Origin of the sequence: Streptomyces sp. NBC_01460 (genome assembly GCF_036227405.1) — a bacterium.
GTDB lineage: Bacteria > Actinomycetota > Actinomycetes > Streptomycetales > Streptomycetaceae > Streptomyces.
The window spans coordinates 6,145,126-6,171,853 of record NZ_CP109473.1; the positions used below are offsets into that span (position 1 = coordinate 6,145,126).

The 26,728-nt window shown below is 70.5% G+C and carries 18 protein-coding genes; 15 read left to right on the top strand and 3 right to left on the bottom strand.

The window, feature by feature from the left end; all coding sequences use genetic code 11:
* Positions 1-44: 44 nt before the first annotated feature.
* Positions 45-578 (top strand): DinB family protein, encoded by a 534-nt coding sequence (locus OG488_RS27865; RefSeq protein WP_329233520.1) that lies wholly within the window; start codon positions 45-47, stop codon positions 576-578.
* A gap of 115 nt (positions 579-693) precedes the next feature.
* Here the strand turns inward: OG488_RS27865 and OG488_RS27870 are convergent, their stop codons facing one another.
* Positions 694-3,321 (bottom strand): SpoIIE family protein phosphatase, encoded by a 2,628-nt coding sequence (locus tag OG488_RS27870; RefSeq protein WP_329233521.1) that lies wholly within the window; start codon positions 3,319-3,321, stop codon positions 694-696.
* Positions 3,322-3,723: 402 nt separating this feature from the next.
* On the opposite strand from OG488_RS27870, the gene OG488_RS27875 reads away from it, so the two are divergent.
* From OG488_RS27875 to OG488_RS27925, 11 genes are all read left to right on the top strand, one after another.
* Positions 3,724-9,159: a HAMP domain-containing protein gene (locus OG488_RS27875; protein ID WP_329233523.1), complete on the top strand. Its 5,436-nt coding sequence runs from the start codon at positions 3,724-3,726 to the stop codon at positions 9,157-9,159.
* Positions 9,160-9,403: 244 nt separating this feature from the next.
* A complete protein-coding gene (locus OG488_RS27880) occupies positions 9,404-10,084 on the top strand; it encodes a response regulator (RefSeq protein ID WP_329233525.1) in 681 nt (226 codons plus the stop codon).
* Positions 10,085-10,195: 111 nt separating this feature from the next.
* Complete coding sequence (locus OG488_RS27885) at positions 10,196-12,964, top strand: DNA translocase FtsK (RefSeq protein WP_329233527.1); 2,769 nt, start codon at positions 10,196-10,198, stop codon at positions 12,962-12,964.
* A gap of 213 nt (positions 12,965-13,177) precedes the next feature.
* Entirely contained in the window at positions 13,178-13,978 is an 801-nt protein-coding gene (locus OG488_RS27890) for a helix-turn-helix domain-containing protein (RefSeq protein ID WP_329233528.1), read from the top strand.
* 169 nt (positions 13,979-14,147) lie between these two features.
* On the top strand, positions 14,148-15,626 hold the full coding sequence (gene rimO / locus OG488_RS27895; RefSeq protein WP_329233530.1) for a 30S ribosomal protein S12 methylthiotransferase RimO: 1,479 nt from the start codon (positions 14,148-14,150) through the stop codon (positions 15,624-15,626).
* The gene (gene pgsA / locus OG488_RS27900; protein ID WP_329233532.1) at positions 15,623-16,459 is read left to right on the top strand and encodes a CDP-diacylglycerol--glycerol-3-phosphate 3-phosphatidyltransferase; all 837 of its coding nucleotides are present in this window, start codon (positions 15,623-15,625) and stop codon (positions 16,457-16,459) included. Before rimO ends, pgsA begins: the two co-directional genes overlap by 4 nt.
* The gene (locus OG488_RS27905; protein ID WP_329233534.1) at positions 16,456-16,968 is read left to right on the top strand and encodes a CinA family protein; all 513 of its coding nucleotides are present in this window, start codon (positions 16,456-16,458) and stop codon (positions 16,966-16,968) included. Before pgsA ends, OG488_RS27905 begins: the two co-directional genes overlap by 4 nt.
* 109 nt (positions 16,969-17,077) lie before the next feature.
* Positions 17,078-17,461: a helix-turn-helix domain-containing protein gene (locus tag OG488_RS27910; protein ID WP_014153702.1), complete on the top strand. Its 384-nt coding sequence runs from the start codon at positions 17,078-17,080 to the stop codon at positions 17,459-17,461.
* Positions 17,462-17,700: 239 nt separating this feature from the next.
* Complete coding sequence (locus OG488_RS27915; protein ID WP_329233536.1) at positions 17,701-18,171, top strand: Dps family protein; 471 nt, start codon at positions 17,701-17,703, stop codon at positions 18,169-18,171.
* 49 nt (positions 18,172-18,220) lie between these two features.
* Positions 18,221-18,409 carry a CsbD family protein gene (locus tag OG488_RS27920; RefSeq protein ID WP_329233538.1) on the top strand — a complete coding sequence of 63 codons (189 nt, stop codon included), beginning with the start codon at positions 18,221-18,223 and terminating at the stop codon, positions 18,407-18,409.
* A 284-nt stretch (positions 18,410-18,693) separates the two neighbouring features.
* A complete protein-coding gene (locus tag OG488_RS27925; RefSeq protein WP_329233540.1) occupies positions 18,694-18,939 on the top strand; it encodes a hypothetical protein in 246 nt (81 codons plus the stop codon).
* Between the two features lie 124 nt (positions 18,940-19,063).
* Here OG488_RS27925 and OG488_RS27930 read toward each other — a convergent pair whose 3' ends face one another.
* Together OG488_RS27930 and OG488_RS27935 are read right to left on the bottom strand one after the other, a co-directional pair.
* On the bottom strand, positions 19,064-19,870 hold the full coding sequence (locus tag OG488_RS27930) for an Fpg/Nei family DNA glycosylase (RefSeq protein ID WP_329233542.1): 807 nt from the start codon (positions 19,868-19,870) through the stop codon (positions 19,064-19,066).
* A 72-nt stretch (positions 19,871-19,942) separates the two neighbouring features.
* Positions 19,943-24,652 carry an Lhr family ATP-dependent helicase gene (locus tag OG488_RS27935; RefSeq protein ID WP_329233543.1) on the bottom strand — a complete coding sequence of 1,570 codons (4,710 nt, stop codon included), beginning with the start codon at positions 24,650-24,652 and terminating at the stop codon, positions 19,943-19,945.
* Positions 24,653-24,753: 101 nt separating this feature from the next.
* Between OG488_RS27935 and OG488_RS27940 the strand changes: the two genes are divergently transcribed.
* Genes OG488_RS27940 through OG488_RS27950 form a run of 3 tightly spaced genes read left to right on the top strand, consistent with a single transcriptional unit; the run spans position 24,754 to position 26,718 of the window.
* The gene (locus OG488_RS27940) at positions 24,754-25,617 is read left to right on the top strand and encodes an AraC family transcriptional regulator (protein ID WP_329233544.1); all 864 of its coding nucleotides are present in this window, start codon (positions 24,754-24,756) and stop codon (positions 25,615-25,617) included.
* A gap of 10 nt (positions 25,618-25,627) precedes the next feature.
* Positions 25,628-26,416, top strand: coding sequence for an AzlC family ABC transporter permease (locus OG488_RS27945; protein ID WP_329233546.1), 789 nt, complete (start codon positions 25,628-25,630; stop codon positions 26,414-26,416).
* Positions 26,413-26,718 carry an AzlD domain-containing protein gene (locus OG488_RS27950; protein WP_329233548.1) on the top strand — a complete coding sequence of 102 codons (306 nt, stop codon included), beginning with the start codon at positions 26,413-26,415 and terminating at the stop codon, positions 26,716-26,718. Before OG488_RS27945 ends, OG488_RS27950 begins: the two co-directional genes overlap by 4 nt.
* Positions 26,719-26,728: the final 10 nt, after the last annotated feature.

The window sequence follows — 26,728 nt, forward strand, 5'->3', positions numbered from 1 at the left end:
GCTTCCCTGGTGGATCCGACCACCGCGACAGACAAGGTGAACGTATGGCATGGACAGCACCGCCCGTCGTCCGGACCGTGGAGCTCGGCAGTCTGGGAGTCCTCCCCGAGCGTCAGATGCTGGAGGGCTGGCTGCAGTGGCACCGGGAGACGCTCATGGCCAAATGCGCCGGGCTGTCGTCGGTGGACCTGGCCAGGACGACGGTGGCACCGTCCACGCTCAGCCTCCTCGGACTCGTCCGTCATATGGCGGAGATCGAGCGCTGGTGGTTCCGGCGGAGCTTTGCGGGTGAGGCTCTCGGCTGCGTCTTCACAGGCCCGGAGGACGGAAACGAAGGGCTGGACGGAGTCGAGGCGGCGAATGCGGCTCGGGCATTCGAATTGTTCCGGACCGAGATTCGCCTGAGTGACGCAGCAGCTGCCGGCCGCGACCTCGACGAGACGTTCCGGTCGGCCGGGGGAATCCCTCTCAGCCTGCGCTGGGTCTACTTCGTGATGATCCAGGAGTACGCCCGGCACAACGGGCACGCAGACCTCCTGCGGGAGCGTACCGACGGGGCGACGGGTGACTCCGGCTGATCCACGGACGCGGGCCGGCTGCTTCCGGAGCGGGTGCGGGCATCGGGGAGGAGAGCAGCACCGGCAGTCCGCAGCAGGCGGGACCCTACGGGTGCCCGCCTGCTGCGTGGCGCGACTAGATGTTCTGCGGCTCCGGGACGCGCATGGCCAGAATGGCCATGTCGTCGGATGCCGGCTCCGCGGCGAAGCGCTCCACCGCCCGCAGGATGCGGCCGGCGACCGCGCCGGCCGTCAGGCCCGTACACATGGTCAGGACCTCGGCCAGGCCGTCGTCGCCCAGCATGCGAGTTCCCTCGCGGCGTTCGGTGACCCCGTCGGTCACGCACAGGAGCACGTCCCCGGGCTCCAGTGTGACCTCCTGCTCGTAGAGTTCGAGGTCCTCGATGACGCCCAGCAGCGGCTGCGGCTCGGCCGCGGCCTCCACGGAGCCGTCCTGGCGCAGGCGCAGGGGGAGAGGGTGTCCGGCACAGACGACCTTCAGGAGGGCGCTTCCGTCCTCCTGGGGCCACAACTCCCCGTAGAGCAGGGTGAGGAAGCGGCTGCGCGCCCCCTCGTCCAGGATCGCCGCGTTGAGCCGCTCCAGCACCGCCGGGCCGCCGAAGCCCTCGCGGGCCAGCAGGCGCAGGGCGTGCCGGGCGAGGCCGGTGACGGCTGCCGCCTCCGGGCCGGTACCGCAGACGTCGCCGATGGCGAAGCCGTACGCACCGTCACGGATGGGGAACACGTCGTAGAAGTCGCCGCCGACCTCGTTGCCCTCGCCCGCCGCGCGGTAGATGACCTCGATCTCGACGTTGGGCACGTCGGGCAGGCCGGGCGGCAGGAGGCTGCGCTGGAGCGACTGGCTGATGGCCATGCGCTCCGAGTACAGGCGGGCGTTGTCGAGGGCGAGAGCGGCCCGTCGGGACAGGTCCTCGGCCAGCTCCAGGATCTCCTGGCGGAAGTGCTCGTCGGACGGCTTGCCGAGGGTGAGCATGCCGATCACCCGGTTCCTGGCCACCAGGGGCAGGACCACGGTCTCGCCTCCGACGGCGACCGCCGTGGCCAGGACGGTGCGGGCGGCGGCTCCCATGCTCAGCGGGGCGTCCCTGCCCAGGGTGCGCTTGGACGTCCGCAGGGCGGCCTGATGGCCCGCTTCCGTGGGTACCGGCCAGAGGCGGGCGCCCGGGGCGGGGACGGGGTCGGGAGGGTCGATGGAGGAGAGCAGGGCCTTCAGGCCGTCGATGAGTTCCTCGTCCTCGTGGAGGACGTACGAGAGGTACGGCTCCGAGGACTGGTCGGCGATGGTGTAGACGGCGCACCAGGTGGCCAGGGTGGGCACGGTCATCTGGGCCATCAGCGCCAGTGTCTGGTCCCTGTCCAGGGTGCCGGCGAGCAGGTCGGACGCCTCGACGAGGAAGGACAGCGAGCCGCGGCGCAGGCGTTCCAGCTCGCCGAGTCTGGCCGACTCGACGGCCAGCGCGATGCGGTCCGCGGCGAACTGCAGCCTCAGCGCCTCCTCGTTGGAGTAGCGTCCCGGGGCTTCGGCCGCCACCCCCAGCGAACCGGTGAGACGGCCCTCGACCTTGAGGGGAACCGTGACGACCGAGCGCATCCCGGTGTCGCTGAGCAGCGGTACGGCGCCGGGGACGACGGTGAGGTCCTCATGGACCGCGGGCATACGGGCGGAGCCGTAGCGCCCCGTGCCGGCCTCCACGGGCACCCGTGCGAAGCGCTGGCGGGCCGAGGGGAGGCCGGTCGTCGCCCGGACCTCCAGCTCGGTCTCGTCGTCGGTGGCCAGCAGCAGGAAGGCGGCGTCGGCGTCCAGCATGTCCCGGGCGCGCTCCACCGTGCGCTGAAGCAGTCCGTCCAGGTCGTCGGGTGCGGGCGAGCCGATGAAGATCTCGAACGGATCCGTACTGCGGTTCTCGGCCGAGGTGTCGGAGACGGGGGCGCGGACCGGGGTCTGGAGCACGGCGCGTTCGTAGTCGCGCACGAGGAGGCAGACGGTGGAGGGTTCGCCGTCCGCGTCGCGGACCCTGAGGTGCGAGCCGTACACGGGGATGATCCGGCCGTCGGCCCCGCGGATGCCGTAACTGCCCTCCCACCGGGAGAGCCGCAGGGCGTCGGCGATGCCGGTGTTGGTGCCGGGAGTGTGCGGCCAGGCCACGAAGTCGGTCAGCTGCTTGCCGCCGACCTGCTCCGCGGCGTAGCCGAAGAGGAACGTGGCGTCGTCGTTCCACGAGGCGATGGCGCCGGAGCCGTCGATCTGGACGACGGCCACCCGTACACGCGGTTCCGCCACGGGCAGCAGAGCGGTGGGCAGCACCGGGCTGGCGGAGCGGACACCCACGGGGCGTTCGGGAAGGTCGAGCTGGAACCAGACGTGTTTGTGCGTCGGGGTGTACTCGACGCCCCAGCGGGAGGCGAGCGCCGCGCAGAGCAGCAGCCCGCGACCGCCTTCGCGATCCGGGCTGCCGAAATCGAGGCCCGAGCTCTGGAGCGGGACCTCCCGCTCCGGATAGTGGTCGGCGACCTCGACGCGCACGCCGTCCTCGGTGCGCAGACAGAGCACGTCGGCGGCCGTGCCCGCGTGAACGACGGCATTGGTCACGAGTTCACTGGTAAGAACGACGGCGTCGTCAACGACGTCGGTATAACCCCACCCCTGGAGGGTGTCGCGGACGAACGCGCGGGCGGTCGCGACCGAGCGTCCGACCGGATCGAAGGTGGCAGCCGCGCGCGCGGTGATCACAGCACTCCCCATATGGTGTCTCGTCGCTTCCCCGAGTCCTGTGCCCGTATTTCGCCGCTTCGATTCGCCTGCCAGGCTAGACGCTCGCCAGGTGTCCCGGGTACACGAGGGCGGACTTGGGTACGCAGAGCACCCAGCGGTTGTGCGCCGGGCGCACAACTATGGGGCCCCCGGTGAGGGAAATGGGATGACCATGAGACCTTCCCCGCCCTCCCCTTCCGGCCTGGTACGTTTCAACGATTTGACGACCGCATAGTCACCCGTCGACGGTGTGCTGTGGCGGTGAGCCGAAGTGGAAATGGGCAAGCTTCCGATAATGGCCCGAGCGATACGGTCAACCCCTGCGGGAGGGACACGGTGGAGTCTGGCGTGGCGGCGCGGGGTTCAGGAACGCGCACAAAAGGCGGGCAGTCCGTGAAAAAGCAGCGCAATGGGACCATCGATGTGGACGCGGCGGCTCTGAACAGACTGCTCGCGGCCCTCGTGGCGATGCGTGACGGCAACTTCCGCAGGCGGCTCACCGTCTCGGGTGACGGCGTACTCACGGAGATCGCCGCGGTCTTCAACGAGGTGGCGGACCGCAATCTGCACCTGACGGGCGAGCTCGCCCGTGTGCGGCGTGTGGTCGGGCGCGAGGGGAAACTCACCGAGCGCCTGGAGACCGGCGCGTGCGAGGGTTCCTGGGCGGCTGCGATCGACGCCTCCAACGAGCTCGTCGACGACCTGGCGCGGCCCGTCTCCGAAGTCGGGCGCGTACTCTCCGCGGTCGCCGACGGTGACCTCGAGCAGCGGATGGAGCTGCGGACCCACGCGGTGGACGAGACCGTGCGCCCGCTGCGAGGGGAGTTCCTGAAGGTCGCCCGTACGGTCAACAACCTCGTCGACCAGCTGTCCGCCTTCACGGAGCAGGTGACGCGCGTCGCGGTCGAGGTGGGCACCGAGGGCAAGCTGGGCGGTCAGGCCCAGGTGCGGGGCATGTCGGGGTCCTGGAAGGACCTCACCGACTCCGTGAACACCATGGCCTACCGGCTCACCGCGCAGGTGCGGGACATCGCCCTGGTGACGACGGCCGTGGCCAAGGGAGACCTGTCACGGAAGGTCACCGTCCATGTCGCCGGCGAGATGCTCCAGCTCAAGAACACCGTCAACACGATGGTCGACCAGCTGTCGTCGTTCTCCTCCGAGGTGACCCGGGTCGCCCGTGAGGTGGGTACCGAGGGCGAACTGGGCGGGCAGGCGACGGTGCCCGGCGTTGCCGGGGTCTGGAAGGACCTGACCGACTCCGTCAACACGATGGCCGGGAACCTCACTTCCCAGGTACGCGGGATCGCCGAGGTGACGACGGCCGTCGCCAACGGTGATCTCTCGCAGAAGGTCACGGTGAGCGCCCGCGGCGAGGTCGCACAGCTCGCCGAGACGATCAACCAGATGACCGAGACGCTGCGTACGTTCGCCGACGAGGTGACGCGTGTGGCGAGCGAGGTCGGCGGTGAGGGTCTGCTCGGAGGCCAGGCCCAGGTGCCGGGTGCCGCGGGCACCTGGAAGGACCTCACCGACTCGGTCAACACGGTCTTCCGGAACCTGACGACGCAGGTGCGGGACATCGCGCAGGTGACCACCGCGGTGGCCAGCGGTGACATGACGCAGAAGGTCACCGTCGACGTGGCCGGCGAGATGCTGGAGCTGAAGAACACCGTCAACACGATGGTCGACCAGCTCCAGGCCTTCGGTTCGGAGGTGACCCGGGTGGCCAGGGAGGTCGGCGTCGAGGGCCGCCTCGGAGGCCAGGCCGAGGTACCGGGAGCGGCGGGTACCTGGAAGGACCTCACCGACTCGGTGAACACCGCCTTCCGTAACCTCACGGGCCAGGTGCGGGACATCGCGCAGGTCACCACGGCCGTCGCCAACGGAGATCTGTCGCAGAAGGTCACCGTCGACGTGGCCGGCGAGATGCTGGAGCTGAAGAACACCGTCAACACGATGGTGGCGCAGCTGTCCAACTTCGCCGACCAGGTGACGCGGATGGCCCGTGACGTGGGTACGGAGGGCCGCCTCGGCGGTCAGGCGCGCGTCGACGGCGTCTCCGGCACGTGGAAGGAGCTCACCGACTCCGTCAACTTCATGGCCGGGAACCTCACCTCGCAGGTCCGCCAGATCGCGCAGGTGACCACGGCGGTGGCGCGGGGCGACCTGTCGCAGAAGATCGATGTGGACGCCCGGGGCGAGATCCTGGAGCTGAAGAACACCATCAACACGATGGTCGACCAGCTCTCCGCGTTCGCCGACCAGGTGACACGCGTGGCCCGCGAGGTGGGCACCGACGGCCGTCTCGGCGGCCAGGCCCAGGTGCCCGGTGTGGCCGGCGTGTGGCGTGACCTGACGGACTCGGTGAACGGCATGGCCGGGAACCTCACCGCCCAGGTCCGCAACATCGCGCAGGTCGCCACGGCGGTGGCGCGGGGTGACCTGTCGCAGAAGATCGATGTGGACGCCCGGGGCGAGATCCTGGAGCTGAAGAACACCCTCAACACGATGGTCGACCAGCTCTCGAACTTCGCGGAGCAGGTGACCCGGGTGGCCCGCGAGGTGGGCACGGAGGGCATCCTGGGCGGGCAGGCGGAGGTGCAGGGCGTCTCCGGTACGTGGAAGGACCTGACGCAGTCCGTCAACGGCATGGCGAACAACCTGACGCTTCAGGTGCGCAACATCGCCGAGGTCACCACCGCGGTCGCCAAGGGGGATCTCTCCAAGAAGATCACCGTCGACGCCAAGGGCGAGATCCTCGAACTGGTGACGACGGTCAACACGATGGTCGACCAGCTGATGAACTTCGGTGACGAGGTGACCCGGGTGGCCCGCGAGGTGGGCACCGAGGGCATCCTCGGCGGCCAGGCCCGGGTGCGCGGCGCGACGGGCATCTGGAAGGACCTCAGCGAGAACGTCAACCTGATGGCCAACAACCTGACCAGTCAGGTGCGGAACATCTCCCGGGTCTCGTCCGCGGTCGCCAACGGCGATCTGACGAAGAAGGTCACCGTCGAGGCGCGCGGCGAGGTCGCCGAACTCGCCGACACCGTCAACACGATGGTGACGACCCTGTCCTCGTTCGCCGACGAGGTGACCCGGGTGGCCCGCGAGGTGGGTACGGAGGGCGAGCTGGGCGGCCAGGCGCGCGTCCCTGGTGTCTCCGGCACGTGGAAGGACCTGACCGAGTCGGTGAACTCGATGGCGGACAACCTGACCGGGCAGGTCCGTCAGATCGCCACCGTCACGACGGCCATCGCCAAGGGCGATCTCACCAAGAAGATCGACATCGACGCGCGCGGTGAGATCCTGGAGCTGAAGAACACCATCAACACCATGGTGGACCAGCTCTCCTCCTTCGCCGAGCAGGTGACCCGGGTGGCCCGTGAGGTGGGTACCGAGGGGCAGCTGGGCGGCCAGGCCAGGGTCCGGGACGTCGACGGCACGTGGCGCGACCTCACGGAGTCGGTGAACGAGATGGCGGGGAACCTGACCCGTCAGGTGCGCGCCATCGCGGCCGTCGCCACCGCGGTGACCCGGGGCGACCTCAACCTCAAGATCGATGTGGACGCGGCCGGCGAGATCCAGGTGCTGCAGGACAACATCAACACGATGATCGCCAATCTGCGCGACACCACGCTCGCCAACAAGGAGCAGGACTGGCTCAAGGGCAACCTCGCCCGGATCTCCGGTCTGATGCAGGGCCGCCGCGATCTGGACGACGTCGCCTCGCTGATCATGAGCGAGCTGACGCCGGTCGTCTCCGCCCAGCACGGTGCGTTCTTCCTGGCCATCAGCACCGGTGACGGTGAGGAGGTGGGCTCCGACAGCGGCAACGAGAGTGCGTACGAGCTGCGCATGCGCGGCAGTTACGGCTACTCGGCGGGCTCGATGCCGACCTCCTTCCGGCCCGGTGAGACGCTCATCGGCACGGCGGCGGAGGAGAAGCGGACGATCCAGGTGGACAACGTGCCGCCCGGGTATCTCAAGATCTCCTCGGGCCTCGGCGAGGCACCGCCCGCGCATGTGATCGTGCTGCCGGTGCTGTTCGAGGGCCAGGTGCTCGGTGTGATCGAGCTGGCCTCGTTCCAGCCGTTCACCCACATCCAGCGGGACTTCCTCAACCAGCTCGCCGAGATGATCGCCACGAGCGTCAACACCATCAGCGTCAACACGAAGACCGAGAAGCTCCTGGAACAGTCCCAGGAGCTCACCGAGCAGCTGCGTGACCGTTCGCAGGAGCTCGAGAACCGGCAGAAGGCGCTGCAGGCCTCCAACGCCGAGCTGGAGGAGAAGGCCGAACTGCTGGCACAGCAGAACCGCGACATCGAGGTGAAGAACACCGAGATCGAGGAGGCGCGGCAGGTCCTGGAGGAGCGTGCCGAGCAGCTCGCCGTCTCCATGCGCTACAAGTCCGAGTTCCTGGCCAACATGTCCCACGAGCTGCGCACACCGCTCAACTCGCTGCTCATCCTGGCCAAGCTGCTGGCGGACAACGCCGAGGGCAATCTCTCGCCGAAGCAGGTGGAGTTCGCCGAGACGATCCACGGTGCGGGCTCCGACCTGCTCCAGCTGATCAACGACATCCTCGACCTGTCCAAGGTCGAGGCGGGCAAGATGGACGTCAGTCCGACGAGGATCGCCCTGGTGCAGCTGGTCGACTACGTGGAGGCGACGTTCCGGCCGCTCACCGCGGAGAAGGGGCTCGACTTCTCCGTACGGGTGTCTCCGGAGCTGCCCGCCACGCTGCACACGGACGAGCAGCGGCTGCTGCAGGTCCTCCGCAACCTCCTGTCGAACGCGGTGAAGTTCACCGACGGCGGCGCCGTGGAGCTGGTGATCCGGCCCGCCGGCGCCGATGTGCCGAACGCGATCCGGGAACACCTGCTGGAAGCGGGCTCGCTGCGCGACGCCGACGGCGACCTGATCGCCTTCTCGGTGACCGACACCGGGATCGGCATCGCTTCCAGCAAGATGCTGGTGATCTTCGAGGCGTTCAAGCAGGCGGACGGGACGACCAGCCGCAAGTACGGGGGGACGGGCCTGGGTCTCTCCATCAGCCGGGAGATCGCCCGCCTGCTGGGCGGCGAGATCCACGCAGCGAGCGAACCGGGACGTGGTTCGACCTTCACGCTGTACCTGCCGCTGCACCCGAGCGAGCTGCCGCCGCAGGGCTACCCGCAGATGGGGCCGGGCCCCATCGAGGTCCAGGGCGGTTCCGGCGACGGAGCCCTGCGTCTGGAGCCGTCGCAGGGCAGCGGCGGCGAGCAGCCCCTGGGTGATCCCGCCAACTCCGCAGGGGTGTTCAGGCGCCGGCGCAAGGCCCTCGGCGGATCGGCGCAGCGTCCTGCCCTGGCGAACGGTGTCTCCGGTGAGGCGCAGGCCGCGACACCGGAGGAGTGGGTGAAGAGCGCGCAGGACGAGCAGGAGCCGCGGAGGACCTTCCGCTTCCAGGGTGAGAAGGTGCTGATCGTCGACGACGACATCCGCAACGTCTTCGCCCTCACCAGCGTGCTGGAGCAGCACGGGCTGTCGGTGCTGTACGCGGAGAACGGGCGCGAGGGCATCGAAGTCCTTGAGCAGCACGACGATGTGACGATCGTACTGATGGACATCATGATGCCCGAGATGGATGGCTATGCCACGACGACGGCGATCCGCCGGATGCCGCAGTTCGCCGGCCTGCCGATCGTCGCGCTGACCGCCAAGGCCATGAAGGGCGACCGCGAGAAGGCGATCGACTGCGGAGCCTCCGACTACGTGACCAAGCCGGTCGATTCCGATCATCTGCTGTCGGTGATGGAGAAGTGGATGCGCGGAGAGTGACCGGGCGGGAGGCAGTTCGCCGGAATCCGTCGACCGGCTGTGTCCGGAAGAGTGTGAGTGGACGGATTCCGGGGAACCTTCTGGTCTTCGACCGCGTTTTCGCTGTGTGCACAGTGACATCGCGGTGACAGGGTGTGGTGACGGGCGGGGTGCGGCTACCATGACCGGCACAAGGACGGACGGCGTAAGGGAGTCGTCCCCTGGGGCGGCACCCGGTGCGATTCCGGGGCGAGGAGGACGGGCCATGGTGCAGAAGGCCAAGATCCTCCTGGTCGATGACCGGCCGGAGAATCTGCTGGCGCTGGAGGCCATCCTCTCTGCGCTCGATCAGACACTGGTGCGGGCATCGTCAGGGGAGGAAGCGCTCAAGGCGCTGCTCACGGATGATTTCGCGGTCATTCTGCTGGACGTGCAGATGCCCGGTATGGACGGATTCGAGACGGCCGCGCACATCAAGCGGCGGGAGCGGACCCGGGATATCCCGATCATCTTCCTGACCGCGATCAACCACGGGCCGCATCACACCTTCAGGGGGTACGCGGCGGGCGCGGTGGACTACATCTCGAAGCCCTTCGACCCTTGGGTGCTGCGTGCCAAGGTCTCGGTCTTCGTCGAGCTCTACATGAAGAACTGCCAGCTGCGTGAACAGGCGGCGCTGCTCCGGCTCCAGCTCGAGGGCGGCACCCAGCAGGGTGTCGACGAGAAGGAGCCGGCCGGTCTGCTCGCCGAGCTCTCGGCGAGGCTCGCCGCGGTCGAGGAGCAGGCAGAGGCCCTCTCCAAGCAGTTGGACGACGAATCGGCGGACGCGGGGGCGGTGGCCACCGCCGCGCACCTCGAGCGCAAGCTCACCGGGTTGCGCCGTGCGCTCGACGCACTGGAACCGGGCGCGGGCGGTTCCGCGGCCACTCTGCCCTCGCAGGGCTGACCCGCGACGGCCTGAGGCTGCGTCAGTTCACCGCCTGCGCAAGGACGACACGGACGGGTGAAGCCGTAGGCACACGTGTCCACCGCCGTCGGCACCGGTAACCTCAGTCACATGGCCTCACGTACGTCCGGCAAGGGTTCCCTGGGCACGGCGGGCACCGCGAAGCGCGCCGGCCGTACCCAGGGACCGGCGAAGAAAGCCGCGCCCGCCAAGAAGGCGGCGGCGAAGAAGACAGCGCCGCCCAGGAAGGCGCCCGCCAGGAAGGCGGCCGCGAAGAAAGCCGCGCCCAGGCCCGCACCGTCCCCCACGGGGGGCGTGTACCGGCTCGTCCGCGCGCTGTGGCTGGGTACCGCGCACGGTGTCGGGGCGGTGTTCCGCTCCATAGGGCGCGGAGCGAAGGGACTCGACCCGGCGCACCGCAAGGACGGACTCGCCCTGCTGCTCCTCGGCCTCGCGTTGGTCGTCGCGGCGGGCACCTGGTCGCATCTGAAGGGCCCCGTAGGCGATCTCGTCGAGATGCTGGTGACGGGGGCGTTCGGCCGGCTCGATCTGCTGGTGCCACTCCTGCTGGGCGCCGTCGCCGTGCGGCTGATCCTCTATCCGGAGAAGCCGGAGGCCAACGGCCGTATCGTCATCGGGCTCTCCGCCCTCGTCATCGGCGTGCTCGGCCAGGTCCACATCGCCTGCGGATCGCCGGGCCGCGAGGACGGCACCGGCGCCATGCAGGACGCCGGCGGGCTGATCGGCTGGGCCGCCTCCCAGCCCCTCGTCTTCATGATGGGCGAGGTCCTCGCAGTCCCGCTGCTTCTGCTGCTGACGGTCTTCGGACTCCTGGTGGTCACCGCCACCCCGGTCAACGCCATCCCCCGGCGGATGCGGCAGCTCGGCGTCAGGCTCGGCATCGTCGACCCGGTGTACGCGCCGGGCGAAGAGGACGGGAGCGACGACGAGCGGTACGACGAGCAGTGGCGCGACGCGCTGCCCGAGGGGTCCCGCAGGTCCTCGGCCCGTGGCGCGGGACCGGACGTGTACGACCCGGACCAGGCCGAGGGCGAGGCGCTGTCCAAGCGGCGCAGGCCCCGCAGGACGTCGGCCCAGCCTGCGATGAACCGCACCCTGGACGCGGTGGACGTCGCCGCCGCGGCGGCCGCCGCGCTCGACGGGGCGGTGCTCAACGGCATGCCCCCCTCCCCGGTGGTCGCCGATCTGACCCAGGGCGTCTCCACCGAACGGGAGCGGGCCGGCACCCCGGTGCCCGGTGCCCGGTCGGCCGGGAAGACCCCGCCCGGCGACGGGGGCACGGAGAAGGACGTGTCCTCCGGAGGCGTCCCCGATCTGACGAAGCCGGCCCCCGAGCGGCCGCTGCCGTTGCCCGCCCGGGCCGAGCAGCTCCAGCTCTCCGGCGACATCACCTACGCGCTGCCCTCCCTGGACCTGCTGGAGCGCGGTGGCCCCGGCAAGACGCGCAGCGCCGCCAACGACGCGGTCGTCGCCTCACTGACCAACGTCTTCACGGAGTTCAAGGTCGACGCCGCCGTCACCGGCTTCACCCGCGGTCCCACGGTCACCCGCTACGAGGTGGAACTCGGACCCGCCGTCAAGGTCGAGCGGATCACCGCTCTCACCAAGAACATCGCCTACGCCGTGGCCAGCCCCGATGTCCGGATCATCTCCCCGATCCCCGGCAAGTCCGCCGTCGGCATCGAGATCCCCAACTCCGACCGGGAGATGGTCAACCTCGGGGACGTCCTGCGCCTCGCGGACGCGGCGGAGGACGACCACCCCATGCTGGTCGCGCTCGGCAAGAACGTCGAGGGCGGCTACGAGATGGCCAACCTGGCGAACATGCCGCACGTCCTGGTCGCCGGTGCGACCGGTTCCGGCAAGTCCTCCTGCATCAACTGTCTGATCACCTCGGTCATGGTGCGGGCGACACCCGAGGACGTACGGATGGTGCTCGTCGACCCGAAGCGGGTCGAGCTCACCGCCTACGAGGGCATCCCGCACCTCATCACGCCCATCATCACCAACCCGAAGAAGGCCGCCGAGGCACTCCAGTGGGTCGTACGGGAGATGGATCTCCGCTACGACGACCTCGCGGCCTACGGCTTCCGGCACATCGACGACTTCAACCACGCGGTGCGCGCCGGCAAGGCGAAGGCGCCGGAGGGGAGCGAGCGGGAGCTCTCGCCCTATCCGTATCTGCTGGTCATCGTCGACGAGCTGGCGGACCTCATGATGGTGGCCCCGCGCGACGTCGAGGACTCCATCGTCCGCATCACCCAGCTGGCGCGCGCCGCGGGCATCCACCTGGTGCTCGCCACGCAGCGGCCGTCGGTCGATGTCGTGACCGGACTGATCAAGGCCAACGTTCCCTCCCGGCTCGCCTTCGCGACCTCGTCGCTCGCCGACAGCCGGGTCATCCTCGACCAGCCCGGCGCCGAGAAGCTCATCGGAAAGGGTGACGGTCTGTTCCTGCCGATGGGGGCGAACAAGCCGACCCGTATGCAGGGGGCCTTCGTCACCGAGGCCGAGGTCGCGGCGGTCGTCCAGCACTGCAAGGATCAGATGGCGCCGGTCTTCCGCGAGGACGTGGTGGTCGGCACCAAGCAGAAGAAGGAGATCGACGAGGACATCGGCGACGACCTCGATCTGCTCTGCCAGGCGGCCGAGCTGGTCGTGTCCACCCAGTTCGGCTCGACATCGATGCTCCAGCGCAAGCTGCGGGTCGGCTTCGCGAAGGCCGGTCGGCTGATGGATCTGATGGAGTCGCGCAATATCGTGGGTCCCAGCGAGGGTTCCAAGGCGCGCGATGTCATGGTGAAGCCGGACGAACTCGACGGTGTGTTGGCCGTCATCCGCGGGGAAACCGCTTCGTAGGAGTTTTGCGGGCAACCGTTTCGCCCGGCCGTACGTCAAGTTGAAAGGAGGAGCAGCGGGATGCTCCGTTGTGCTCTCCGACCCCCGCCCTGCCCGAGGGGCTGCCCGGCGAACCCGATGGCGTACAAAGCCCTCGCTCCCGGTTGCCCCACCCTTTCGTACCACCCCTAGACTGAACGTCCAGCAGGTGGCTCACGCTCGAAAGGCGCCCCCGTGTCCATCGGCAACTCCCCCGAAGACGACCGGCCTTCGATCGGTCGCGTGCTTCACCAGGCTCGTATCGCCGCAGGTCTGACGGTCGAAGAAGTCAGCAGCTCCACCCGGGTGCGCATCCCCATCGTGCACGCGATCGAGGAGGACGACTTCTCCCGCTGCGGCGGCGACGTCTACGCACGCGGCCACATCCGCATGCTCGCCCGTGCCGTCCGGCTCGACCCCGATCCGCTGATCGAGGAGTTCGACGCCGAACACGGTGGGCGTCCCGCGCCCACCCCCGCGGCACCGCTGTTCGAGGCGGAGCGGATCCGCTCCGAACCCCGTCGGCCCAACTGGACCGCTGCCATGGTCGCCGCGATCGTGGCCGTGGTCGGTTTCGTCGGCTTCACATTGTTCAGCGGCGACGACGAGGGTGCGGGCTCGGCGCAGGTCGCCGAAGGCTCGACCCCCGACAAGACCACTCCCAAGCCCACCGCCACCAAGCCCGCAGACCCCAAGCCCGCGCCCTCCGAGAGCGCCATCGCCGCTGCCCCCCGGGACAAGGTGACGGTCAGGCTCAGCGCCACCGAGGGCAAGAGCTGGATCTCCGCCAAGGACCACAACGGACGGCTGCTCTTCGACGGGCTGCTGAACCAGGGCGACTCCAAGACCTTCCAGGACAAGGAGCGGGTCGATCTCGTCCTCGGCGACGCCGGAGCGATCGATCTCTTCGTGAACGGCAAGAAGGTCGACGACCAGTTCGAGTCGGGTCAGGTCGAACGGCTTTCGTACACCAAGGGTGACCCCGAGGTCGGCTGATCTCTCTCCCACCCGCTCGCTTCCGACGGTGCGTGCCCGGCAGTCCTGCCGGGCACGCACCGTCTGCGTTCGGCGTGCTCTCCCCGGATTCACCGAGCGTTCGGTCACTCCCCGTAGCGGTGAACCCTGCGCGGTAGGGCGAGCGCCGGGACAAAGTAGTCTTGAGCCCATGCCCGAACGCCGTACCGTCGCCCTTGTCACTCTTGGCTGCGCCCGTAACGAGGTGGACTCGGAGGAGCTCGCAGGCCGCTTGGCAGCGGACGGCTGGGAGCTCGTCGAGAACGCCACGGACGCGGATGTCGCCGTCGTCAACACTTGTGGATTCGTCGAAGCCGCCAAGAAGGACTCCGTCGACGCCCTGCTCGAAGCCAACGATCTGAAGGATCACGGCAGAACCCAGGCCGTCGTGGCCGTCGGCTGCATGGCCGAGCGGTACGGCAAGGACCTCGCCGAGGCGCTGCCGGAAGCGGACGGAGTCCTCGGATTCGACGACTACGCCGACATCTCCGACCGTCTTCAGACCATTCTCAACGGTGGCATCCACGCCTCCCACACCCCGCGCGACCGCCGCAAGCTGCTGCCGATCAGCCCGGCCGAGCGGCAGGACGCCGCCGTCGCGCTGCCGGGGCACGCCCAGGAGATCACGCCGGCACCGGCGGACCTGCCGGAAGGTGTCGCACCGGTCTCGGGACCGCGGGCACCGCTGCGCCGCAGGCTGGGCACCAGCCCGGTCGCCTCCGTGAAGCTCGCCTCGGGCTGTGACCGGCGCTGCTCGTTCTGCGCCATCCCCTCCTTCCGCGGCTCGTTCATCTCGCGGCGCCCCTCCGACGTCCTCCAGGAGACCCGCTGGCTCGCCGAGCAGGGTGTCAAGGAGGTCATGCTCGTCTCCGAGAACAACACCTCCTACGGCAAGGACCTCGGGGACATCAGGCTCCTGGAGACCCTGCTGCCCGAGCTCGCCGACGTCGACGGGATCGAGCGGATCCGCGTCAGCTACCTGCAGCCCGCGGAGATGCGGCCGGGACTGATCGACGTACTCACCTCGACGCCGAAGGTCGCCCCGTACTTCGACCTCTCGTTCCAGCACTCCGCCCCCGGGGTCCTGCGCGCGATGCGGCGGTTCGGCGACACGGACCGTTTCCTCGAGCTGCTGGACACCATTCGGGGCAAGGCGCCGCAGGCCGGTGCCCGGTCGAACTTCATCGTGGGATTCCCCGGTGAGACGGAGGCCGACCTGGCCGAGCTGGAGCGCTTCCTCACCGGCGCGCGCCTGGACGCCATCGGGGTCTTCGGCTACTCCGACGAGGAGGGCACCGAGGCCGTCGGCTACGAGAACAAGCTGGACGCCGACGTCATCGCGGAGCGCCTCGCGCACATCTCGCAGCTCGCCGAGGAGCTGACCTCGCAGCGCGCCGAGGAGCGGGTCGGCGAGACCCTCCAGGTCCTCGTCGAGTCCGTGGAGTCCGACGAGGACGGCCCCGTGGCGGTGGGCCGAGCCGCCCACCAGGCGCCGGAAACGGACGGCCAGGTCATCTTCACCGCACGCGAAGGGCTCGCGCCGGGCCGTATGGTCGAAGCGAAGGCAGTGGGCACCGAGGGAGTGGACCTCGTGGCCGAACACCACGAGCTTGCGGAGGCAGCCAGATGACGGGAGCCCCGGCATCCGCGGCAGGCGGCTCCGGCGCGACACCGGTTCCCCGCGGCGGCAAGCTGGGCGCGGCGGCCGTCAACCAGGCCGGTCTGTGGAACATCGCGAACATCCTCACGATGGTGCGCCTGCTGCTGGTCCCGGGCTTCGTCATGCTGCTTCTGCACGACGGGGGCTATGACCCGGTCTGGCGGTCGTTCGCCTGGGCGGCCTTCGCCGTCGCGATGATCACCGATGTCTTCGACGGGCATCTGGCGCGCACGTACAACCTGGTCACCGACTTCGGGAAGATCGCCGATCCGATCGCGGACAAGGCGATCATGGGCGCGGCGCTGATCTGCCTGTCCTCGCTCGGTGACCTGCCCTGGTGGGTCACCGGTGTGATCCTCTTCCGTGAACTCGGCATCACGCTGATGCGCTTCTGGGTCATCCGTCACTCCGTGATCCCCGCCAGCCGCGGCGGGAAGGTGAAGACCCTCGCCCAGGGCATCGCCGTGGGCATGTACGTCCTGGCGCTGACAGGGCCCCTGGCGACTCTGCGGTTCTGGGTGATGGCGGTCGCCGTCGTCCTGACGGTCGTCACCGGCCTCGACTACGTGCGGCAGGCCGTCGTGCTGCGCGGCCACGGGCTCGCGGCCGAGCAGGCCGCCGCCCTGGAAGCGGTCGCGGCGGCCGCGGAGGCGGAAGCGGGCGTGGGCGCGGGCGGCGAATGCGCCGCCGATGACGTCGACGCGGCCGGGGGAGACAGTGTGGAGCCCATGGTCGAGCCCCTCGGGGACCCCGTCGGAGAGCGTGTGGCGGGCGGTCGGGGGACTGCGGAGGTCGAGCGGTGACGTCCGGGGCCGCCCGGGTGCTGCTGCGGCTTCAGGAGCGCGGTGAGACGCTCGCCGTCGCCGAATCCCTCACCGGGGGTCTGGTGGCCGCTGAGCTCACTTCCGTACCCGGTGCCTCTCAGGCCTTCCGCGGGTCCGTCACGGCGTACGCCACGTCCCTCAAGCGGGATGTGCTGGGCGTCGACGGCGCACTCCTGGCCGAGCGCGGAGCGGTGGACCCCGCGGTCGCCCGGTCGATGGCCGCCGGCGTACGCCGGGTGCTGGGCGCGGACTGGGGGATCTCGACCACCGGTGTCGCCGGCCCCGAGCCGCAGGACGGCAAGCCCGTGGGGACCGTCTTCATAGCCGTTTCCGGGCCGGGGGGAGTACAGAAAGTCGCCGAGCTGAGGTTGAACGGCGGGCGGGCGGACATCCGTAAGGAGAGTGTACGGAGCCTGCTCGAGCTGCTCTCCCGCGAACTCGGCGAAAACGCGAGGGCACAGGATACGGAACAGAACGGGGGGAATTGATGTTTGCAGCCCTGAGTGAACACGACATCGCTCCCCGCACGGCCGCAGCGCGAGGCGGTACGGTGGGGCGTGAAGGATGCGGCTACGCGGTCCGAGGAGGGAGCCACCGATGATTCTGCTCCGTCGCCTGCTTGGTGACGTGCTGCGTCGGCAGCGCCAGCGCCAAGGCCGTACTCTGCGCGAAGTCTCCTCGTCCGCCCGAGTCTCGCTCGGCTATCTCTCCGAGGTGGAGCGGGGGCAGAAGGAGGCATCCTCCGAACTGCTCTCCGCCATTTGCGACGCGCTGGACGTACGGATGTCCGAGCTCATGCGTGAAGTGAGCGACGAACTGTCGCTGGCTGAGCTGGCCGAGTCGGCAGCGGCCAGTGATGCGGTGCCTGTGCCAGTACGCCCGATGCTCAACTCCGTCTCTGTTGCGTCGGTCGCCGGCGTACCCACGGGACGGGTGACCATCAAGGCGCCCGCGGAAGCGGTGGATGTCGTCGCCGCTTGACCCGCACGGTTCGTGGTGAACGAAGCCCCGGCCGGCCCTCATGGGCCGGCCGGGGCTTTCGCGTATCGCGGTGTGGTTCGTGGTGTGTGCCGGGCCGTTCGTGGGGCATGCGGCCAAGTGAGGCCGGAGGGCAATTCTCCGGATCAGCCACCTGAATGCCAGTTTCACCACATATGTGCCATTGTGGACAGGTGGTAGGCCGGGTGATAGGCCGAACAGCTATCTGAACGGAGAACTGCATGTCTGTCGTGAAGAGCGCTCTGTCCGATGGCGACCGCAAGGTCGTGGGCGACGCGCTGCAAGGCGCGCTGGTCGACCTGGTCGACCTCTCCCTGGTGGCCAAGCAGGTCCACTGGAACGTGGTCGGCCCCCGCTTCCGCTCCGTGCACCTGCAGCTCGACGAGGTCGTCGACACGGCACGACAGCACTCGGACACGGTCGCGGAGAGGGCTTCCGCGGTCGGCGTCAACCCGGACGGCCGGTCCAGGACGCTCGCGAAGACCACGGCGATCGATGTCGTGCCCGACGGCTGGATCAAGGACGTGGACGCGGTACGTGTCCTCGTGGACGCCCTTCGCGTGGTCATCGACCGCATGCGGGAGCGGATCGACGCGACCGGCGAACCGGACCCCGTGAGCCAGGACATCCTCATCACGCTCACCGCGGATCTCGAGAAGCACGCGTGGATGTTCCAGGCCGAGAGCGCCTGAACCAGAACCCCTGCCGAACCCGAACTTCGCACTCGAGGAAGGAATCGCCATGACGGACAAGAAGGCCATGGACAAGCTCAAGGGCAAGGCGAAGGAAACGACCGGCAAGCTCACCGGAGACCGCCGCAAGGAGACCGAGGGCAAATCCGACCAGGCCAAGGCGAAGGCCGAGGGCGCTCTGGGCGAGACCGGCGACCGTGCCAAGGGTGTGAAGGACTCGCTCACCGACGACAAGTGAGACGTCCGCCCACCGGCGTGCCCCCGCGGATTCCGGTCCCGGGGGCACCGGCGTGTCCAGGGGGCACGGCCCGTGGCGGCCGACGCCTCCGCTCTCCGCCCGCGGGATGCAGCCGACACGGACTCGGGGGAAACTGCGGGAGAGGGCGGGGTCCCGTCTCTCCCGACAGCGGCTCCGGAGAGCGCACACGGCCACTCGGCTCGCGCCTCGCACGCCGGTAACGCACCGGTGCGCCCTCCCGTCGGGCGATCGTGCCGTACTAGCGTCGGCCGGAGGAGGCAGCCATGGTGCGGCGATGGGTGTCGGCACTCGTCCTCGGTGGCGCCTGGTGGTGGGCGGTGCTGCGGCTGCTCCTGAAACCGGAACACGCCGGAGTGGTCGAGGGCGCGGTGGCGGCCGGGGGATGGGGGCTGAGCCTCCTTCCGGTGCATGTGGCGGCTGCGGCGCGGCCGGAGCAGGCTGCCGAGGAGCCCGGGCCGCAGGAGGCCGCGGAGAAGTCCGGGGCGGACCGGACACAGATATCCGACTAGCCCTCTCGACGTGTGCCGGCGCGGAGGCGTCGGAGTGGCCGTCGGACCGGCTGCAAACCGGCTGTAGGACCGCCGTCGGACCGGTCAGTGGGGCTCAGGCCGAGGGGTCTCAGGCCAGGGGGTCTCAGGCGGTGGGTCCGGACTGGCAGTGCGGACACCAGTAGGTGGGGCGGTCGTCCCGGTCCGCCACACGGATGGGTGTGCGGCAGCGCAGGCAGGGGCGGCCCGCTCGTCCGTAGACGAAGAGCCGCTCCCGTACGCGGCTGCGGGACAGGGCCGCGGTCGCTCCCGTGGTGGTCCGCATCGGACGGTCGCGGTTGGCCTCCAGGAGCTGCTTGGCCGTGCTGACCAGGCGAGTGGTGAGGGGCAGGGACAGCTCGCCCACAGGCAGCCAGGGTGTCGCACGGGCCATGAAGCAGAGCTCGCACATGTAGACGTTGCCGATTCCCGCGAGATTGCGCTGGTCCAGAAGCGCGTCCCCGACACGGCGCCCGGGGTCGGCGAGCAGATTGCGCAGAGCGGTGTCCGGTTCCCAGTCCGGCCCCAGGAGATCGGGGCCGAGGTGGCCGACGGCCTGCTCCTCGTCCTCGGTGCGGAGCAGTTCGAGGACCGGCAGCCGGTAGCCGACGGCGGTGCGCTCCGCGGTGGCGAGGACGGCGCGGATCTGATGGGAGGGGCCGCCCCGCCAGCGCTCGCCGTGGCCGTACACGCGCCAGGCGCCCTCCATGCGCAGATGGCTGTGGAGGGTGAGGCCGCCCTGGAACCGGGTGAGCAGGTGCTTGCCGCGCGAGGCGACGCCCAGCACCGTGCGGCCGGTCAGGTCGGCCGTGGCGAACCGAGGGACTCGCAGGTCGAAGCCCGTCAGCGGCTGGCCGGCCAGCGCCGCGTCGAGACGTCGGGCCGTCTGCAGGACGGTGTCACCTTCAGGCATGACTCCATGATGCGCGGACAGGGCCGCGCGCGGCCCTGTCCCGTGCTCTGCCGCTGTGTCCCGTGGGGTTCCTCAGGCGCGCAGGCGCAGCCCTCGGGGCGTGGCGAGGAAGCCTGCGGCCTCCAGGGTCCGGCCCAGTGGCGAGGTCAGCGAGGAGGCGCCGTTGGTGCGTTCCACCGTGATCGTGCCGAGGGTTCCCGCGCGGGCGGCCGAGGCGAGCGCCTCGGCCGCCGCGCGGAGCGCGGGGTCGGAGGGATCGGTCGGCCACGCGAGGAGGGATTTGCCGCCTCGCTCCATGTAGAGCGTCAGCTCGCCGTCCACGAGGACCACCAGTGATCCGGCCTTACGCCCTGGTTTGTGTCCGGCGCCGTCCGGCGACTCGGGCCAGGGCAGGGCTGCGCCGTACGCGTTGGCCGGATCGGCCGCGGCGAGGACCAGGGCGCGGGGGACCGAGCCGGGGTCGGCGCGGTCGCGCGCGGTGGAGGCGGCCCTCAGCCGGTCCACGGCGCCGTCCATCGCGAACTGGGCCGCCCCCAGCCCCTCGACGACGTAACCACGACGGGCCTGCCCGCTGTCCTCGAACGCGGCGAGGATGCGGTAGATCGCCGAGAACCCTCCCTCGACGCCCTCGGCCTGCACCGCACCGCGGGTGACCACGCCGTGGCGGTCGAGGAGCGTCCGTGCCAGGGCATGAGCGCGATGGGTCGGCTCGGGCTCCGCGGGAGGCAGGAGCGACCAGCGTCCCGACACGGTCGGCGGGCCGGTCCGGGAGGCCGGTCGGGCTGCCGCGGTCAGCGAGCCGTAACGCCCCCGCGGCACATTGCGTCTCGCGCGGTGTGCGGTGGAGCCGGCTGTGCGCCCCGAGCCGAGGAGCGAACGCAGCGGGGCCAGCGTGTCGTTGGTGAGACGGCCGGACCAGACCAGGTCCCAGAGCGCGTCGGCCAGCTGGGAATCGGTGCAGTCCGGGTGGGTGGTGGCGCGGACCTGGTCGGCGATCTGCCGGAAGAAGAGCCCGTACCCGCCGGAGAGGACGGTGAGGACCGACTCGTGCACCGCGGTCAGCTCCAGCGGGTGGGGCGGGGGAAGGAGCAGCGGCGCGCTGTCGGCCAGGTGGACGGAGAGCCAGCCGTCCTTTCCCGGGAGGGCGCCCGCACCCGCCCAGACGACCTCGCCGGTCGTCGTGAGCTCGTCGAGCATCGCCGGGGTGTAGCCCATGACCCGGCTCGGCAGGATCAGCTTCTCCAGCGCGGACGCGGGGACCGGAGCACCCTGCAACTGCTCGATGGCGCGGGCCAGTCCGTCGATCCCGCGCAGACTGTTGTCGCCCACGTGCTGCCACTGGGGGAGGAAACCGGCCAGCGCCGCGGGCGGGACCGGCTCCAGCTCCTGGCGGAGCGCGGCGAGCGAACGGCGGCGGAGCCGTCGAAGCACCGTGGCGTCGCACCACTCCTGGCCGATGCCCGCGGGGTGGAACTCACCCTGGACGACACGGCTCGACGCGGCGAGCCGTTGCAGCGCCCCGTCCGTGACGGCGGTTCCGAGACCGAAACGGTTTGCCGCCCGGGTGCTGGTGAACGGGCCGTGTGTGCGGGCGTACCGGGCGAGCAGGTCGCCGAGGGGGTCCTTGACCGGCTCGGTGAACGCCTCGGGGACCCCCACCGGGAGCGCGGTGCCGAGGGCGTCGCGCAGCCTGCCCGCGTCCTCGACGGCCGCCCAGTGGGCGGCACCGCCGATGCGGACCTGGATGGCGCGCCTCGACGTCTCCAGCTCCGGTGCCCACGCGGGCTCCGCGCCACGCTCGGCCAGCTCCGCGTCGGTGAGCGGGCCCAGGACGCGCAGCAGATCCGCGACCCCCTCGACGTCCTTGATCTTCCGGTCGTCGGTCAGCCACTGCAGCTCGCGCTCCAGCACGCCGAGGACGTCGGCGTCGAGCAGCTCGCGCAGCTCCGCCTGGCCGAGCAGCTCGGCCAGGAGATGGGAGTCGAGCGAGAGGGCTGCCGCACGCCTCTCGGCGAGGGGTGAGTCGCCCTCGTACAGGAACTGCGCGACGTAGCCGAAGAGGAGCGAGCGGGCGAACGGGGACGGCTCGGGCGTGGTCACCTCGACCAGGCGGATACGGCGCGCCTCCAGGTCGCCCATCAGCTCGGTGAGGCCCGGGACGTCGAAGACGTCCTGAAGGCACTCGCGGACGGCTTCGAGGACGATCGGGAACGAGCCGAACTCGGAGGCGACCTGCAGCAGCTGGGACGCGCGCTGGCGCTGCTGCCAGAGGGGGGTGCGCTTTCCCGGACTGCGCCGGGGCAACAGCAGGGCGCGTGCGGCGCATTCACGGAAGCGGGAGGCGAAGAGGGCCGATCCGCCGACCTGTTCGGTGACGAGCTGGCTGATCTCACCCTTGTCGAACACCACATCGGTGGCCCCCACCGGGGGCTGTTCACCGTCGGATCCGGCAGCGGGGAAGCCCCGGCCGGTGTCGCCGCGCTCGGCACCCCCGCCACCTCCCGCATCCGCCTGGGCCGGATCGAAGTCGAGGAGGTCGAGACCCATGAGATCGGCGTCGGGCAGCCGGAGCACGATGCCGTCGTCCGCGTGCATGACCTGTGCGTCCATGCCGTACCGCTCGCCGAGCCGGGCGGACAGGGCGAGTGCCCACGGTGCGTGCACCTGGGCGCCGAACGGCGAGTGCACCACGACCCGCCAGTCGCCGAGCTCGTCCCGGAACCGCTCGACCAGGACCGTGCGGTCGTCGGGGACGTGACCGCAGGCGCGGCGCTGCTCGTCGAGGTACGACAGGGTGTTGTCCGCCGCCCAGGCGTCGAGCCCGGCGGCGAGCAGCCGCAGCCGGGCGTCCTCGTCGGACAGGGCGCCGATCTCCCTGAGGAACGCGCCCAGGGCGCGGCCCAGCTCCAGCGGGCGGCCCAGTTGGTCGCCCTTCCAGAAGGGCAGCCTGCCCGGGACCCCGGGGGCGGGCGAGACCAGGACCCGGTCCCTGGTGATGTCCTCGATCCGCCACGACGTGGTGCCCAGGGTGAAGACGTCGCCGACCCGGGACTCGTAGACCATCTCCTCGTCCAGCTCGCCGACCCGCCCGCCGCCCTTCTTCGGGTCCGCGCCCGCCAGGAAGACTCCGAAGAGCCCGCGGTCGGGGATGGTGCCGCCCGAGGTGACGGCGAGCCGCTGGGCACCGGGGCGGCCCGTGACCGTACCGGTGACGCGGTCCCACACGACCCGGGGGCGCAGCTCCGCGAACGCGTCGGACGGATAGCGGCCGGCGAGCATGTCGAGCACGGCGGTGAACGCGGACTCGGGCAGCGAGGCGAAGGGCGCTGACCGCCTGGCGAGCGCGAGCAGGTCGTCGGCCTGCCAGCTGTCGAGGGCCACCGTCGCGACGATCTGCTGGGCGAGCACGTCCAGCGGGTTGGACGGGATCCTCAGGGCCTCGATGGCCCCCGTACGCATCCGCTCGGTGACCACGGCCGCCTGCACCAGGTCGCCGCGGTACTTGGGGAAGACCACGCCGGTGGACACGGCACCGACCTGGTGACCGGCACGGCCCACCCGCTGCAGCCCCGAGGCCACCGACGGCGGCGACTCGACCTGGATCACCAGATCGACCGCTCCCATGTCGATGCCCAGCTCCAGACTGGAGGTGGCGACCACGGCAGGCAGCCGGCCCGCCTTGAGGTCCTCCTCGACCTGGGAGCGCTGCTCCTTGGACACCGAGCCGTGGTGCGCACGGGCGAGGACTGCAGGCGCGCCCTTCGCTGCCCCGGACTGGGCCATGACCTCGGCGGGGGAGTGGGCCTCGGGCAGCGGGCCGCCGGCCTCCGCCCCCTCCTCGAACGCGGCACCGGTCGCCCGCTCGTAGGCGATCTCGTTCAGCCGGTTGCACAGGCGCTCGGCCAGCCGCCGGGAGTTGGCGAAGACGATCGTGGAGCGGTGGGACTGGACGAGATCGGCGATCCGCTCCTCGACATGGGGCCAGATCGACGGCTTCTCGGCCTGGCCGCCCTCGTCGCCCGTGGCGGGGGAGCCGCTGAGCTCGCCCAGATCCTCGACCGGGACCACGACGGAGAGGTCGAACTCCTTGGTGGACGGCGGCTGGACGATCTCCACCTTCCGCTGGGGGGAAAGGAACCGCGCGACCTCGTCGACCGGCCGGACCGTGGCCGACAGCCCGATGCGGCGCGCGGGGCGTGGAAGCAGCTCGTCGAGACGCTCCAGGGACACGGCCAGATGGGCACCCCGCTTGGTGCCCGCGACGGCGTGCACCTCGTCCACGATCACCGTCTCGACTCCGGCCAGCGCGTCCCGGGCCGACGAGGTGAGCATCAGGAACAGCGACTCGGGGGTGGTGATCATGATGTCCGGCGGCTTCGTCGCCATCGAGCGGCGCTCGGCCGGAGGGGTGTCGCCGGAGCGGATCCCCACCCGCACCTCAGGCTCGGGCAGGCCCAGCCGGACGGATTCCTGACGGATCCCGGTCAGTGGTGAACGCAGATTCCGCTCCACGTCCACGGCGAGCGCCTTCATCGGCGACACGTACAGCACGCGGCAGCGCTTCTTCGCCTCGGCGGGTGGCGGGGCGGCCGCCAGCCGGTCGAGGGAGGCCAGGAAGGCGGCGAGGGTCTTGCCCGATCCGGTCGGCGCCACGACCAGTACGTCCGAGCCCTCGCCGATGGCCCGCCAGGCGCCCTCCTGCGCCGGGGTGGGCGCGTCGAAGGCGCCCGCGAACCAGCCGCGGGTCGCGGGCGAGAAGGATTCGAGTGCGGAACCGGCCATGCCCCCCATCGTGCACCCCACCACCGACAACGGCCGGTGGACGTGCCCACCGCTCACCTCCGTGAGCTTCGGCAACGGCCCGGACCTGCGAGAATGCGAGCATGGTGGAGGCGGACGCGACACAGGAATGGGCGAGGCACTGGCAGCACGCCGAACTGCCCGACCTCGACCTCCTGCGGGCCCGGTACGTCCGCCACACCTTTCCGCGCCACAGCCACGAGGGCTACGTCCTCGCCGCGATCACCAGCGGCGTCGAGGACGTCGGCCTTCCCGGCGGCACCCTGCACGCCGGGCCGGGGACCGTGCTCATGATCAACCCGGAGGTGCCGCACACCGCCCGCGCCGGAGTGCCGGAGGGGTGGGCGTACGCCACGCTCTACCCGTCCGCCCAGGTGATCAACGACATCGCGGCCGAACTGATGTACGCGCGCGGCACGGTCGGTTTCGCCGAGACAGGCGTGAGGGACCCGCGAGCCGCCCGGCTGATCACCGAGGTCCACCGGGCGGCCGAGGAGGGCAACGCCCTGGCCGCCGACAGCGTCCTGCGTGTCCTGGTCGCCCAGCTGATCGACCGCCACGGCGGCGTGCTGCCGGCCGGGGCGCCCCACGCCGCCGGCGCCCGTGACGCCGCCCGCGCACGCGGCGTGCTGGAGGAGCGGATGGAGCGGCCGCCCACCCTGGAAGCGCTCGCCGCGGAGCTGGGCACCAGCCCGTTCGCGCTGCTGCGGGCCTTCAAGAAGCAGTACGGAATGCCCCCGCACACCTGGCTGACCGATGCCCGTGTACGCCGGGCACGCCGGATGCTCGACGCGGGGACCGCTCCTGCCGAGGCGGCCGTCGCCGTGGGCTTCACCGACCAGCCCCACCTCAACCGTCACTTCACCCGGATCGTCGGGGTGCCCCCGGGCGCGTACCGGCGCGAGCGCGCAAGAACGTACAAGACCGGCCGGGATCCCTCCCCGTAGCGTTCCGGACGTGGCAGAACAGACAGCACCCCCTCCAGCACCCCCTCAGCCCCCGGCCGGCCCGGACACCCTGGGCCCGGCCGGGGAGAAGCCGGACGCCGCAGTCGTCCGGGACGCACTCGGTGTCGGCATAGCCGTGGGTCTCTCCGGCTTCGCCTTCGGTGTGACCTCGGCAGGCTCCGGACTCACGCTCCTCCAGACGTGCGCGCTCAGTCTCCTCGTCTTCACCGGTGCCTCCCAGTTCGCACTCGTGGGCGCCCTCGCCGCCGGTGGAAACCCCTACACCGCTGCCGCCGGAGCGTTCTTCCTGGGCGTCCGCAACGCCTTCTACGGGTTGCGGCTGTCACAGCTCCTTGCCCTGCCGCGCGCGCTGCGCCCTTTCGCCGCCCAGTGGGTCATCGACGAGACGACCGCCGTCACCCTGCCCCAGCCCACCCGGCGCGCGGCGCGCATCGGGTTCACCGTCACAGGGCTCACCCTCTACACCTTGTGGAACCTGACCACACTGATCGGCGCGCTCGGCGCGAAGGCGCTCGGCGACACCGATGCCTGGGGCCTGGACGCGGCCAGTCCCGCCGTGTTCCTCGCCCTGCTCGCCCCGATGCTGAAGAGCACCACGGAGCGCGTCACAGCGGGGCTCGCCGTCCTGCTGGCACTGGGGCTCCTGCCGGTGCTGCCGGCGGGAGCGCCCGTACTCGTGTCGGCTCTCGCGGCACCCGCCGTCCTCTTCCTGAAGGGCCGCGGGCGCACCACGGACAGGACCGTCACCGAGGACTCGACGCCCGGGGAGGGCCGATGAACATCTGGATCGCCATCGGGCTCACCGCCGTCGGCTGCTACCTCGCGAAGCTCCTGGGGCTGCTGGTCCCCGCAGGAGTCCTGGAACGCCCCCTCGTGCAACGCATGGCGGCGCTCCTGCCGGTGGCGCTGCTCGCCGCGCTGACCGCCCAGCAGACCTTCGCCGAGGGACAGCACCTGGTGCTGGACGCCCGGGCGGCCGGACTGGCCGCGGCGGCCCTCGCCCTCGTCCTGCGGGCTCCCTTCCTGGTCGTCGTCGGGGCAGCTGTGCTGGTCACCGCCGTCGTACGCGCCGTGTCCTGAGAGGAACGGA